Origin of the sequence: Streptomyces sp. NPDC001902 (assembly GCF_042891295.1) — a bacterium.
GTDB lineage: Bacteria > Actinomycetota > Actinomycetes > Streptomycetales > Streptomycetaceae > Actinacidiphila.
On record NZ_JBIATA010000001.1, the window covers coordinates 209,767 to 223,285 of the forward strand.

The 13,519-nt window shown below is 71.5% G+C and carries 12 protein-coding genes; 8 read left to right on the forward strand and 4 right to left on the reverse strand.

Going from position 1 to position 13,519, the window contains the following annotated elements:
• Positions 1-114: 114 nt before the first annotated feature.
• A complete protein-coding gene (gene aspS, locus ACFYYN_RS00980; RefSeq protein WP_500331458.1) occupies positions 115-1,884 on the reverse strand; it encodes an aspartate--tRNA ligase in 1,770 nt (589 codons plus the stop codon).
• Positions 1,885-1,992: 108 nt separating this feature from the next.
• Between aspS and ACFYYN_RS00985 the strand changes: the two genes are divergently transcribed.
• The 4 genes from ACFYYN_RS00985 (at position 1,993) to ACFYYN_RS01000 (ending at position 6,098) form a co-directional block, all read left to right on the forward strand.
• The gene (locus ACFYYN_RS00985) at positions 1,993-4,101 is read left to right on the forward strand and encodes an ATP-binding SpoIIE family protein phosphatase (RefSeq protein ID WP_500544214.1); all 2,109 of its coding nucleotides are present in this window, start codon (positions 1,993-1,995) and stop codon (positions 4,099-4,101) included.
• A gap of 21 nt (positions 4,102-4,122) precedes the next feature.
• The gene (locus ACFYYN_RS00990) at positions 4,123-4,566 is read left to right on the forward strand and encodes an SseB family protein (RefSeq protein WP_499512817.1); all 444 of its coding nucleotides are present in this window, start codon (positions 4,123-4,125) and stop codon (positions 4,564-4,566) included.
• A gap of 105 nt (positions 4,567-4,671) precedes the next feature.
• On the forward strand, positions 4,672-5,625 hold the full coding sequence (locus ACFYYN_RS00995) for a pirin family protein (protein WP_500331454.1): 954 nt from the start codon (positions 4,672-4,674) through the stop codon (positions 5,623-5,625).
• Between the two features lie 233 nt (positions 5,626-5,858).
• Positions 5,859-6,098 carry a DUF397 domain-containing protein gene (locus tag ACFYYN_RS01000; RefSeq protein WP_500331452.1) on the forward strand — a complete coding sequence of 80 codons (240 nt, stop codon included), beginning with the start codon at positions 5,859-5,861 and terminating at the stop codon, positions 6,096-6,098.
• A gap of 22 nt (positions 6,099-6,120) precedes the next feature.
• Here the strand turns inward: ACFYYN_RS01000 and ACFYYN_RS01005 are convergent, their stop codons facing one another.
• Positions 6,121-6,606, reverse strand: coding sequence for an ATP-binding protein (locus ACFYYN_RS01005; protein ID WP_500368084.1), 486 nt, complete (start codon positions 6,604-6,606; stop codon positions 6,121-6,123).
• 193 nt (positions 6,607-6,799) lie between these two features.
• Here ACFYYN_RS01005 and ACFYYN_RS01010 point away from each other — a divergent pair, with 193 nt between their 5' ends.
• Positions 6,800-7,669 (forward strand): Sco1979 family transcriptional regulator, encoded by an 870-nt coding sequence (locus tag ACFYYN_RS01010; protein WP_500331449.1) that lies wholly within the window; start codon positions 6,800-6,802, stop codon positions 7,667-7,669.
• Between the two features lie 140 nt (positions 7,670-7,809).
• Positions 7,810-8,157: an anti-sigma factor antagonist gene (locus tag ACFYYN_RS01015; RefSeq protein WP_500544215.1), complete on the forward strand. Its 348-nt coding sequence runs from the start codon at positions 7,810-7,812 to the stop codon at positions 8,155-8,157.
• 24 nt (positions 8,158-8,181) lie between these two features.
• Here ACFYYN_RS01015 and ACFYYN_RS01020 read toward each other — a convergent pair whose 3' ends face one another.
• Positions 8,182-8,604 carry a CBS domain-containing protein gene (locus ACFYYN_RS01020; RefSeq protein ID WP_499512811.1) on the reverse strand — a complete coding sequence of 141 codons (423 nt, stop codon included), beginning with the start codon at positions 8,602-8,604 and terminating at the stop codon, positions 8,182-8,184.
• 126 nt (positions 8,605-8,730) lie between these two features.
• Between ACFYYN_RS01020 and ACFYYN_RS01025 the strand changes: the two genes are divergently transcribed.
• Entirely contained in the window at positions 8,731-9,000 is a 270-nt protein-coding gene (locus ACFYYN_RS01025) for a DUF1876 domain-containing protein (RefSeq protein WP_499512810.1), read from the forward strand.
• A 13-nt stretch (positions 9,001-9,013) separates the two neighbouring features.
• Here ACFYYN_RS01025 and ACFYYN_RS01030 read toward each other — a convergent pair whose 3' ends face one another.
• Positions 9,014-10,198, reverse strand: a complete 1,185-nt coding sequence (locus ACFYYN_RS01030) for a magnesium and cobalt transport protein CorA (RefSeq protein ID WP_500544216.1) — start codon at positions 10,196-10,198, stop codon at positions 9,014-9,016.
• Between the two features lie 639 nt (positions 10,199-10,837).
• Here ACFYYN_RS01030 and ACFYYN_RS01035 point away from each other — a divergent pair.
• On the forward strand, positions 10,838-13,378 hold the full coding sequence (locus tag ACFYYN_RS01035) for a SpoIIE family protein phosphatase (protein WP_500544217.1): 2,541 nt from the start codon (positions 10,838-10,840) through the stop codon (positions 13,376-13,378).
• The last annotated feature ends 141 nt before the right edge of the window (positions 13,379-13,519 follow it).

Genomic DNA, 13,519 nt, shown 5'->3' on the forward strand with positions numbered 1-13,519 from the left:
GGCCGGGCGTCGCCACCGGGCAGGAGGCTCAAGGGCCTGTACCGAACCGCGTACGCCGAAGGGCCCGGAACCGTACGGTTCCGGGCCCTTCGGCGTACGGCGTGGTGCGGGCCGTCAGGCCTTCTTCTCCGGCGGCAGCCGCAGCGCGAGGTGGAGCTCCTTCAGCCGCGCCTCGTCGACCGTGCTCGGAGCGCCCATCAGGAGGTCCTGGGCGTTCTGGTTGAGCGGGAAGGCGATGGTCTCGCGGATGTTGGGCTCGTCCGCGAGCAGCATGACCATGCGGTCGACACCGGGGGCGATGCCGCCGTGCGGCGGGGCGCCGAAGTGGAAGGCGCGGAGCATGCCGCCGAACTCGTGCTCGACGGTGTCGCGGTCGTAGCCGGCGATCTCGAAGGCCTTGTACATGATCGCGGGCTCGTGGTTCCGGATGGCGCCGGAGGACAGCTCGACACCGTTGCAGACGATGTCGTACTGCCAGGCGAGGATGTCCAGCGGGTCCTTGGTCTCCAGCGCCTCCAGGCCGCCCTGCGGCATGGAGAAGGGGTTGTGGGAGAACTCGATCTGCCCGGTGTCCTCGTTCTTCTCGAACATCGGGAAGTCGACGATCCAGCAGAAGCGGAAGACGTCCTCCTCGAACTGGCCGGCCCGCTTCGCGGCCTCGACCCGGACGGCGCCCATGATCTTGGAGACCTCGTCGAACTCGCCCGCGCCGAAGAAGACCGCGTGGCCGGGCTTGGCGTCGACGGCGGCGAGCAGCGCCTTGACGTCGTCCTCGGTGAGGAACTTGGCGATCGGGCCGGTGAGGGTGAGGTCGTCGCCGACCCGGACCCAGGCCAGGCCCTTGGCGCCCTGCTCGACGGCGTAGTCGCCGAGGTTGTCGAAGAACTTGCGCGGCTGCTCGGCGGTGTCCGGCACCGGCAGGGCGCGGACGTGCTTGCCGGCGAAGGCCTTGAAGCCGGAGTCCGCGAACACCGACGAGACGTCGACCAGCTCCAGGCGGGCGCGCAGGTCGGGCTTGTCGTTGCCGTACTTGACCATCGACTCGCGGAACGGAATCCGCGGGAACGGCGAGGTCACGTGGCGGCCGCCGCCGAACTCCTCGAAGAGGTCGGTCATGACCTTCTCGATGACCCCGAAGACGTCCTCCTGCTCGACGAAGCTCATCTCGACGTCGAGCTGGTAGAACTCGCCGGGCGAGCGGTCGGCACGGCTGTCCTCGTCGCGGAAGCAGGGCGCGATCTGGAAGTAGCGGTCGAAGCCCGCGATCATCAGCAGCTGCTTGAACTGCTGCGGGGCCTGCGGCAGCGCGTAGAACGTGCCGGGGTGCACGCGGGAGGGCACCAGGAAGTCGCGGGCGCCCTCGGGCGAGGTCGCGGAGAGGATGGGGGTGGCCAGCTCGTTGAAGCCCAGCGCCGTCATCTCGCGGCGCAGGAAGCTGATCACCTGGGTGCGCAGCATGATGTTGCGGTGCATGCGGGCGCGGCGCAGGTCGAGGAAGCGGTTGGTGAGCCGCATCTCCTCGTTCGCGTTGTCCTCCGGGAAGACCGGGAAGGGCAGCTGGTCGGCGGCGCCGAGCACCTCCAGCTCGGTGACCTCGACCTCGACCTCGCCGGTGGGCAGGTCGGGGTTGACGTTCTCCCCCGAACGGGCGACGACGCGTCCGTCGACGCGGAGCACCGACTCCTTGGACTGGTGGCTCAGGGCCTCGTACGCGGGCGAGCCCGGACGGGCGACGAGCTGGACCACCCCGTAGTGGTCCCGGAGATCGACGAACAGGATGCCGCCCAGATCCCGGCGATTGTGCAGCCAACCACTCAGGCGCACTTCCGCGTCTACGTCGGTGGCGCGCAGCTCACCGCAGGTGTGGGACCGGTACCGATGCATCGTTCATCCAAGTCGTCTGATTTCGGGGATGAGGCCTCCCCAGTCTACGGGGGTACGCGCGCCCGACCCCATTCGTATGAAAGCCGCGGAAAACCATAAACTATGCGAATGCGCATCGAGGACGTGCTGGCCGCGCTGGGCACGGGCGTCTGGCGCTGGGACAGCGCCACCGACATGGTGGAGCTCGACGCCGTGAGCGCCGGGCTGATAGGGCTTCCGCCCCAGCCGCAGAAGGTCCATTCGGGGGTGACCCGGGCCCGTTACCACGCCTCCGACTACGTGGACATGGCGGCGGCGGTCGCCCTGGCGATAGCCGAGGGCACCGCGTCGGAGTCGCTGCTGCGCGTGGTCCGGGAGGACGGACGGGTCGTCCGCACGGTGGTGATGCGCACCTTCGGGCTCCCCTCCGCGGGCGGCTGGCCGGAGGAGGTCGTCGGCACGCTGCAGGAGGCCCCCGCGGTGCACGGTCTCCCGGGCGCGGGCACCGGCACCCGCCCCACCTCGGCGGCACCCGCCGCCCCCGCGGACTGGCGGCGGTCCCGCGAGGCCTTCCTGCTGGACGCGGGCCGGGCGCTGGCGGAGGCGGACAGCACCGAGGAGGTGCTCCGCGTGGCCGCCCACCTGTCCATGCCGGGGTTCTCCCCCGACCGCCTCGCCGTCTTCGGGGTCCAGGGCGACCGGCTCCGCGCCATCGGGTTCCACGGGCACCGGCCGGGCGACGAGGTGCCCTTCCTGGACATGCCGCTCCGCACGGAGTACCCGGCGGCGGTCGTGGTGCGCACCGGCCGTGCGGTCTACCTGCCGAGCCCGCAGGCGTACGAGGAACGCTTCCCGGCCACGTGGCCGCTGGTGCGGGACTTCGGGCGGTCGTCCTGGGCGTACCTGCCGCTGGTCGCCGCGGGCCGCACGATCGGCGCGTGGATGGCCGCCTTCAGGGAACGCGTCGCCTTCACCCCGGACGAGCGGTCGGTGCTGACCACCGTCGCCCGGATGCTCGCCCAGGCGCTGTCCCGGGCGCATCTGCACGAGTCGGAGCGGGAGCTCTCCGACGGGCTGCAGCGCGCGATGCTGCCGGGGCGGCGGCCGCAGGTCGAGGGGATGACGCTGACCGCGCGCTACGTGCCGACCGGCGGCGGGCTGCAGGTGGGCGGCGACTGGTACGACGTGATCGACCTGCCGTCGGGGCGCACCGCCCTGGTCGTCGGCGACGTGCAGGGCCACGACGTCCGCGCGGCGGGGGTGATGGGGCAACTGCGCATCGCGCTGCGCGCGTACGCGGCCGAGGGGCACCGCCCGGACGCGGTGATGTCCCGGACCTCCCGCTTCCTGGCCGGCCTCACCCAGTGTTCCGCCGACGGGGAGGACGGCCGCTTCGCCACGTGCCTCTACCTGGAGGTCGATCCGGTCAGCGGCACCCTGGACGTCGTACGGGCGGGGCACCTGGACCCGGTCGTCCGGCTCGCGGACGGCACGACGATGATCCGGCGCACGGCCGGCGGCCTCCCCCTGGGGATCGCCCCCGACTCCGACTACCCGACCACGCGGCTCACCCTGGAGCCCGGCGAGACGATGCTCATCTGCACGGACGGGCTGGTCGAGACCGGCGGCCACGACCTGGGCACGGGGTGGCGGCGGCTGCGCTCGGTGTTGGAGGACGCGGCCGACGACGGGCTGGAGGCGCTCGCCGACACCCTGGTCGAAGCGGTGCACGGCCCGGCCTCGCACCATCTGACCGGCCCGTTCGCCGACCGCCGGGAGGACGACATCGCGCTGCTGCTGGTGCGCCGCGACCCCGTCGGGACGCTCCGTGACGTCCCGGTGCGGCGCAGCGTGCTCACCGTCGGCCAGACCGACCCCCGGCAGCTGCGGGCGGCCCGGGAGGAGGTCCGCGCGCTGCTGCACGACTGGACGTGCGGGGACCAGGTCGACGCGGCCGTGCTGCTGGTGTCGGAGCTGGTCACCAATGTGCTGCTGCACACGGACGACGACGCGGTGCTGGGCGCGCAGCTGCTCGGCGTGCCGGGTGTCCGGCGGCTGCGGGTCGACGTGACCGACCGCAGCGACGACATGCCGCACCGCCGCACCCCGGGGGAGATGGCCGCCTCCGGACGCGGGCTGCTGCTCCTGCAGGAGATGGCGGACGCCTGGGGCGTGGATCCGCTCGGCGACGGCAAGGCGATCTGGTTCGAACTCCATGAGGCTCCCGTGCCGGGCTAGCGGCCCGATACGCTGTGTGCCGTGTACGGCTACGACCAGAACGGGATGGCAGGGGCGGCGCCGCCGATGGGCGGGGCGCCGATGGGTGCGGGCTACCCCGAGCCGTCACCGCCCTCGCTGGCGGACGCGGTGCGCGCGTTCACGACGGGCTCGATGTCGGCGGAGGACTTCCAGGCGGTCTTCGCCACGTCCAAGGTCTACTGCCCGCGCGGCGACAACCCCGGTTTCCTGGCGCTGCACGACACGCAGCAGCCGGTGATCCCCATGTTCTCCTCGCTGAAGCAGCTGCGCCGCTACGCCGGCAAGGAGTCCAAGTACTTCGTGATCACGGGTGCCGAGGTGCTGGACCTGCTGCCGACCGGCTACGGCTTCGTGCTGGACATGGAGGGCGAGCACCGGATGGTGTTCGACGCGAAGGCGGTCGAGCAGATGGTGGAGTTCACCATGCGGCGGATGTACGGCTGATCCGGCCCTCACCCCACGTAAACCGGACAAAGGCCGGGGAACGGTTGCGGGAAGTTCAGCGTTCAACTATGTTGAACGTTGAACAATCCGAGGAGGATCCTGGCCATGCCTGCAGTGACCGTCGAGAACCCGTTGACCCTGCCGCGCGTCCACGCCCCCGCCGACGCGGTGCAGCGGCGTGCGCTGCAGGTGACCACCGCCCCGAGCGGCTTCGAGGGGGAGGGCTTCCCCGTCCGCCGTGCCTTCGCGGGCATCGACTACAAGAACCTCGACCCGTTCATCATGATGGACCAGATGGGTGAGGTGGAGTACGCGCCCGGCGAGCCCAAGGGCACGCCCTGGCACCCGCACCGCGGCTTCGAGACCGTCACCTACATCATGGACGGCGCGTTCATCCACCAGGACTCCCACGGTGGCGGCGGCACCATCACCGACGGTGACACGCAGTGGATGACGGCCGGCAGCGGCCTGCTCCACATCGAGACGCCGCCGGAGGAGCTGGTCATGACCGGCGGCCTGTTCCACGGCCTGCAGCTGTGGGTCAACCTGCCCGCCCGGGACAAGATGATCGCGCCGAAGTACCAGGACATCCGCGGCGGCAACGTCAAGCTGCTGGCGTCCGAGGACGGCGGCGCGCTCATCCGGATCATCGCCGGCGACATCGACGGCCACCAGGGCCCGGGCGCCACGCACACCCCGATCACCATGCTGCACGTCTCGGTGAACCCGGGCGCCCAGCTCACGCTGCCCTGGCGCGCGGACTTCAACGCCCTGGCGTACGGCCTGGCCGGCCGCGGCACGGCGGGCCCGGAGAACCGGCCCTTCCGCATGGGGCAGGCGGTGGTCTTCGGGCGCGGCGATTCCCTCACGATCCGCGCCGACGAGTCCCAGGAATCGCGCAGCCCCAACTTCGAGGTCGTCCTTCTGGGCGGGCTGCCGATTCGTGAGCCGATGATGCAGTACGGCCCGTTCGTGATGAACACCCACGCCGAACTCGCCCAGGCCTTCGACGACTTCAAGGCCGGCAAGCTCGGCACCGTTCCCGCCGGTCAGGAGTGACGGCGGCGGCTCAGGTGCCTGCCGGCATTAAACGGCCCCGCCCGGGAATCCGATTCCCGGGCGGGGCCGTCGCATACGGTGGGAGCAATTCCGGCGGGCGGTTCGTTGGCCCTTCATTGGCCGCTGCATTCACCCTGAGTGACTGCACGTGCACCTGCACGTGCAGATGCACGTGACACGGTCAACTGGCTATCATCTCCCCTGTCCTGCACGGCACTTACCTGGAGAGAAGCATGCGCCACACGTACAACGGCATGGCAGCGTCCGATCTCCACGGACTGGTGTGGCAGAAGAGCCGGCACAGCAATGCGAACGGTCAGTGCGTGGAGCTGGCCGCGCTTCCGGACGGGGACGTGGCCGTGCGCAATTCACGTTTTCCGGACGGACCGGCGCTGATATATACGAAGGAAGAGATTGAATCCCTCATCGTGGGGATGAAGAACGGGGAGTTCGATCACTTCGTGGCGAGCTGACCGCGGTCGTCCCCGGTACGGCTCAATGTGACGGACCGTCGTTCTGTCCGGGCATACGGAAGAGCGCCCAGACGACTTTCCCCATGCCGGTGAGGGGATGCCAGCCCCAGGTCTCGCTGAAGGACTCCACCAGATGCAGACCGCGCCCGGACTCGGCGACGAAGTCCGGGGCCTTGGCGACGGGTCCGTGGCTGCTGGGGTCGCGCACCGCGCACACTACGCGCGTTGACCATCTGACCAGGCTGAGCCGGACGCACCCGTGGGCCGCGTCCTCGGGGACCGCGTAGCGCAGGGCGTTGGTCACCAGTTCCGAGGCGACCAGTTCGATGCCGTCCTGGAGTTCTTCCAAGTGCCAGGCGTGCAGGGTCGTCCGCGCGAATCTTCGTGCGTCGCCGACCGCCTCGTAACGCGGCGGCAGTGGGCAGGAGGTGGCACTCGACGACGAAAGGCGCTCCGGAACCAGCCCGTCCCATAAAGGCTGCACCCCGGCCGAGCTCTCAGTCCACATGCGCACCACCCGGTATCGGCACGTACGCAATCGTCCCGTACGGCCTGCGGCCGATGCAAGGGGCGGATGCACGTGCATTTGCATGGCACGAGGCAGATGGGCCGGGAGTGACGATCGAGAGTGACCGATCGAGTACTGAACGCAGCGCGAAGGTGGCAGACTGCTGGATGCCACGGGGAGAAGGTAGGCGCAAATGACCACAGTGCAGTCAGGAAGCGGATCGATGGTGCGCCGCATCCTCCTGGGCTCGCAGCTGCGCAGGCTGCGCGAAGCGCAGGGCATCACCCGTGAGGCCGCGGGCTACTCGATCCGCGCGTCCGAGTCGAAGATCAGCCGCATGGAGCTCGGGCGTGTGAGCTTCAAGGAGCGCGACGTGGCCGACCTGCTCACCCTCTACGGCATCACGGACGACGGCGAGCGCACGGCCCTGCTCGGCCTGGTGCGCGAGGCGAACGTCGCCGGCTGGTGGCACGGCTTCGGCGACGTCCTGCCGGCGTGGTTCCAGACGTACGTGGGCCTGGAGGAGTCCGCCTCGGTCATCCGCTCCTTCGAGACGCAGTTCGTGCACGGCCTGCTCCAGGCCGACGACTACAGCCGCGCCGTCATCGAGCTGGGCCACCCCGACGCCCCCGCCGACGAGGTGGAGCGCCGGCTGGACCTGCGGCACAAGCGGCAGAAGCTGCTGACCTCGGAGCTCGCCCCGCAGATCGTGGCCGTGATGGACGAGTCCGTGGTGCTCCGCAGGTTCGGCGGGCGGGAGGTGATGCGGGCCCAGCTCGTGCACCTCATCGAGGCCTCGCAGCAGCCGAACGTGACGGTGCAGCTGCTGCCGCTGGAGTTCACGGGGTACTCCGCGGGCGCCAGCGGGACCTTCACCCAGCTGACCTTCCCGGAGTCCGACGTCCCGGACGTCGTGTACGTGGAGCAGCTCACCGGGGCGATGTACATCGACAAGCGCGAGGAGGTCGACCAGTACCGCGTCGTCATGGCGAAGCTGCGCGCCGACAGCCTCTCGCCGGACGCCACCCGGGACCGGCTGAACGCCGTCCTCCGCGCCGTCTGAGCGCACCCGGCGGCGACGCCGGGTACCGCTCTCCTCCCCTGTGAACAGGGGTTTTGCAGCTTTTCACAGGTCTCACTCGATCGAGTGAAGTGGACCTTGACGCATTGGTCGGCTCATCGGCCCGGTGATCTTATGCTCCGGTGAGCCCGTACCTGCGTACCCGCACGATCGACGGGTGCGTCGTGGTGGAACTCAGCGGGGAGATCGACATCGTCGCGGCGATGGAGATCATTCCGCTGCTCGACGCGCTGACCCGCGCCCCTGGCCCCGGTCTCGTCGTCGACCTGGGCCCCGTCGACTTCATCGACTGCTCCGGACTCGCGGTCCTGTGCCGGCTGCGGAGCCGGGTCCGCAGCCACGGCGGGCAGGTGCAGTTCGTCTGCGCCCGCCCCCCGACCCTGAGGATCCTGCGCGCCACCGGGCTGATGAGGGCCTTCCGCCCGGTGCCGCGCGTGGACGAGGCGCTCGCCCGGATCGGGCGGACGTGACCGCCCCGTCCACACGGCCCCGGGTCAGTCCGAGCAGACGGCCGTGACGAACTCGGCGACCCGTTCCTGCGGCAGGTGTCGGGCCACGTCGGCCTCGCTGATCATGCCGATGAGACGGTGCGCGGGATGGTCGATCACCGGCAGCCGGCGCACCCGGTACTCCTCCATCAGTTCCAGCACCCGGTCGATCTGCTCGTCCCCCTCGATGATCTGCGGCCGGCCCATGGCCAGCTCGCCGCAGGAGACCTCGGACGGGTCGCGTCCCTCGGCGACGCACTTCAGCACGATGTCCCGGTCGGTGACGATGCCGACCAGCACGTCGTCGTCCCCGCAGATCGGCAGCGCGCCGATGTCCTGCTCACGCATGATCCGGGCCGCGTCGGCGAGGCTCTCCCGCTCCCCGACGCACATGGCGCCGGGATGCATGATGTCCAGTGCGGTGGTCATGACGGCGCCTCCTCGTGGCAGGGACCGATTTCCTTTCGCTCCATCGTCACCCTGGTGGAGTAGTTCCGCGATAGGGAGCACGCTGGAAGGAGACACCGGGACCGGGACCGCTGGAGGTGTTCCGTCATGCAGACCCTCGTCGGATGGCACATCGAGATGGACTTCCGGGAGGACGGCGCGAGGACGAAGGCCGCCGCGCTGCTCCGCCTTCCGGACGGCACGGAGGTCAGGTCGCACGGCCACGCCAACCGGCACCCCTCCGACCCGGACCAGGAACGGGTCGGCGAGGAACTCGCGGCGGCCAGGGCGCTCAACGACCTCGCGCGTCAGCTCCTCGGCAAGGCCGCGCACGAGATCGAGGAGGTCACGCACGTGCCCGCGCATCCCAGGATCTGAGCCCGCGGGGCCCTCACAGCCAGCCGCGCCGTTTGAAGACCAGGTAGAGGCTGACGCAGACCACGCCCATGAGCAGGATCGCGAAGGGGTACCCGAGCAGCCAGTGCAGCTCGGGCATGTGGTCGAAGTTCATGCCGTAGATGGTGCCGACGAGCGTGGGCGCGAAGAGGATGGCGGCCCAGGCGGAGATCTTCTTGATCTCCTCGTTCTGCTCGAAGCCGGCCTCCGCCAGCGCCCGCATCTCGGCGTTCTGCTGCTGCGCGACCAGGGTCGCGTTGAGGGTGAGCAGGTCGCCGAGCGCCTGCCGGAAGCCGTCCACGCGCTCGATGGTGTGCGTGACGTGGTCGGCGACGTCGCGCAGGTAGCGCTGCAGCTCCTCGTCCGTCCCGTACTTCACGAAGCCCGCCTGCAGCCCGTCCAGCATGGGGATGAGCGGACGGGTGGCGCGCTGGAACTCCAGCACCTCCTGGGAGAGCTCGTAGATCCGGCGGGAGACCTGGGGGTCGCCGCCGAAGACCTGGATCTCGCTCTCCTCCATGTCCTTCTCGACCCCCGCGACGACCGGTGCGTAGCCGTCGACGACCGTGTCGAGTATCGCGTAGAGCACCGCCTCCGGTCCGAGCGTCAGCAGCTCGGGGTTGCTCTCCATGCGGCGCCGCACGGCGGACAGGTCGGGCGCCGCACCGTGGCGGACGGTCAGGACGAAGCCGGGGCCGACGAAGATGTGCAGCTCGGCGAAGTCGACCTCCTCCGGGGCGTCCAGGTAGCGGGCGGCGCGGAGCACGACGAAGAGGGTCTCCCCGTACCGCTCCAGCTTGGGGCGCTGGTGGGCCTGGATGGCGTCCTCCAGGGCCAGCGGGTGCAGGTCGAACTCCTTCGCCAGCGAGACCAGCTCGGCCTCGCTCGGCCGGTAGAGCCCGATCCAGGCCATCGCGCCGGGCTCGGCGCGCAGCTGCGTGTACGCCTCGGCGAGGGAGGAGGGCGTCGCGATGCGCCGGCCGTCCCGGTACAGGGCCGCGTCCATCACGCTGCTCACGGCGGAGGCCGCGGGGCCCGCGATCCGCGGCTCCAGGGGGCCCTCCCCCTCGCCGGCCGGCGGTGCGGAGGCCTGGGCGGGACGGGCCGACCTCGCCGTCCTGGCCTTCTCCTTCGCCGAGTTCCTCAGTGCGCGCAGGGCACGCAGTCGACGCCCGGACACCGGCAGCACCCCCTCTTTCGGGCCTTCCGAGCAGGGTAGCCCCAGCCCGCCGGGGAAACGGCCGCACCGCACCCGGTCCCCGGCACAGCCGCGGTCAGGCGTCCCGGCCCCGGTCCTCCTCCCCGCCGCCGCGCCCGTACGCCGGCCGCCGCCAGCCGCGGGCTCTTCGGCGGACCGGCAGTGCCGGCGACCAGCCCACCGAGGCCGCGAGCGGATGAGCCATGGGCCACGCCGCCCCCGGGGCGTCGGCGATCCGGGCGGCTCGCGGTCTTCGTCCCCTCGGCGATACGGCGGTACGCACGCGGGGGGCGCTGACCGGGGCCGACGAGTAATCTGATTCGCGGGGGACACGGGGGCCGTACTCCGGAGGTCTTGATGGACGTCCCGGTGCTCTTCGGCCGGTCTCTCCCCGCGCCGCCCCTCCCCACGGGGGCCGCCGGCCGCCCCGAGGACCCGTCCCCGCCGGGCACGTTCCTGAGGCCGCCCACCCTCCCCTCCCGCTCCGGCCACGGGCCCGGGCGGGCAGCGGACGGCCCGCTCTCCTTCTTCCCGTGACGCCGTGAGCGGCGTTCGCCGAGTGGGAAGAACAAGAACGGTGAGCGGAGCGTAACGTTGCGGGCGGATACGGAGTGGCTGGCCATGGGGACTCCCGAGGAACGCGTGGACGCGGGCGTGGCGGACGCCGTCACGTTGCTGCTCGACGCCGAGGGGCGGCTGCTGAGCTGGCCGCCCGCCGCCGAGCGGCTGCTCGGCCGGCGGGCAGGGGACGTCATCGACACCCCCGCGGTGGACCTGCTCGCCCCGGAGGACGCGGCGCGGCCGCCGGAGATCGCCGAGCGCTGCCGCACCGAGGGCGGCTGGACGGGTGTGCTGCGGCTCCGCCGTGACGACGGCATGAGAGTCACGCTGGGCGTACGGGTGGCCGGGCTCCCGGAGGGGATCGGCGGCACGTCCGTCCGCTGGATGGTCCTGGCGGCGGAGTCCCGCAGCACCGCCCGCTCCGTGGCGTCCGGGATGACCCCGGTGATGCTGGAGCGGATCGTGGGCCAGACGCCGATCGGGCTGGCCGTGGTCGACACCGAACTGCGCTGCGTGTGGTCGAACGCGGCACTGGAGCGCTTCGGCGGCGGCCCCTCCCAGGAGCGGATGGGGCGCCGGCTCGGGGAGATCCAGCCGGGCCTGAACGCCACGGTCCTGGAGGCCCAGATGCGGCAGGTCCTGGAGACGGGCGTGCCGGTGATCGACTACGAGCACGTCGGGCGGTTCCGCACCGATCCACGCCGCGAGAAGGCGCACGCGATGTCCTTCGTACGGCTGGAGGACGAGCGCGGCGTACCGGTGGGCGTCTGCTACTCCGTGGTCGACATCAGCGACCGCTGGCGGGCCCGGCAGCGGCTGTCGCTGCTGGACCGGGCCAGCGAGCACATTGGCCGCACCCTGGACGTGATGCACACCGCGCAGGACCTGGCGGACGTGGTCGTGCCCGACCTCGCCGACTACGTCGCCGTGGAGTTGCTGGAGTCGGTCATCAAGGGCGCGGAGCCGCAGCCCGGCCCGCTGGGCGATGCCGTCACCGTGCCGCTGCGCCGCGCCGGGATGCGGGCGGCGCGGCAGGGCGAGCCCGAGCCGGCGTTCGGCATCGGGGCGGTCTCCGCCTACCTGGAGGACACCCCGCCCATCCGGTGCCTGACCGACGGCACCTCCTGGCTCAGCTCCCGGCTGGACCCGCTGGAGCTGGAGTGGGCCGCAGGACCGGCCGGCGACCGCGCGCTCCACTTCGGCGAACTCGGGCTCCACACGGCGATGGTGGTGCCGATCCGCGCCCGCGGGGTCACCCTCGGCGTGACCCTGTTCTTCCGGGTGCGCCGCGCGGACCCCTTCGACGGGGAGGACCTGCGCCTGGCGGAGGAGGTGGTGGCCAGGGCCGCGGTCTGCCTGGACAACGCGCGCCGCTACACCCGCGAGCGGGACGCCGCCCTCGTGCTGCAGCGCAGCCTGCTGCCGCACACCTTCCCGCCGCAGGAAGCGGTGGAGGTCGCCACCTACTACCGGCCGGCCGACGAGCTGTCGGGCGTGGGCGGCGACTGGTTCGACGTCATCCCGCTGTCCGGGGCCCGGGTCGCGCTCGTGGTGGGCGAGGTGGTGGGCCACGGCATCGAGGCGGCCGCGACCATGGGCCAGTTGCGCACGGCGGTACGGACCCTGGCCGACCTCGACCTGCCGCCCGAGGAACTGCTGGCGCACCTGGACGACCTGGTCGTCCAGGTCTCCCGGGAGGCCGGGGAGTCCGCGACCGTCGGGGTGGGCGGCAGCGCGCTCGGGTCGAGCTGCCTGTACGTGACGTACGACCCGGTCAGCAGGCACTGCGTCATGGCCAGCGCCGGGCACCTGCCGCCTGCCGTGCTCCGGCCCGCCGGTGAGCGGTGCGGGGCCGAGGGCGGGGAGGCCGTCCGCTTCCCCCGGCTGCCCATCGGGCCCGCGCTGGGCCTGGGGGGACTGCCCTTCGAGGCAGCCGAGTTGACGATGGAGGAGGGCAGCGTCCTCGCGCTGTACACGGACGGCCTGGTCGCGCCGGCGGACGGCGCGGGCGACGTGCCGGACAGCGGGCGGAGCCGGCTGCGGACCGCCCTGGAAGCCGAGGACCTGCCGCTGGACGCGTTGTGCCGCAGCGTCGTCGACGAACTGGCCCCCGCCCGCCCGCACGACGACGTGGCGCTGCTGCTGGCCAGGACCCGCTGCCTGGACATCGGCCGGGTCGCCTCCTGGGACCTGCCCACCGACCCCGCGGTCGTGGCCCGGGCCCGCGAGCTGTCCACCCGGCAGCTGGAGGACTGGGGCCTGGGCGACCTCGCCTTCACCACCGAACTGGTCGTCAGCGAGCTGGTCACCAACGCGATCCGGCACGGCTCCGGTCCGATCCGTCTGCGGCTGATCCTGGAGCGGGCGCTGACCTGCGAGGTCTCCGACGCCAGCAGCACCTCCCCGCACCTGCGGCACCCCCGCACCACCGACGAGGGCGGGCGCGGGCTGTTCCTGATCTCGCAGTTCGCCCAGCGGTGGGGCACCCGTTACACCGACGACGGGAAGATCATCTGGGCCGAGCAGTTCCTCGACGGGCACGGCCCCGACGTCGGCATCGACATCGGCATCGACACGGTCACCGTGCGCGAACCGGCCTGACGCCGGACGCCGCCCCCGCGCGCTCCTTCGTTCACCCGTACGCCCCGGCGAGGTCACCGGGGCGTCGTGCTCCAGGCCGAGGGGTCGAGATGGTCCAGACCTATTGCCATCTGGTCCAGACCTTTCTACTCTGCCAGGGAA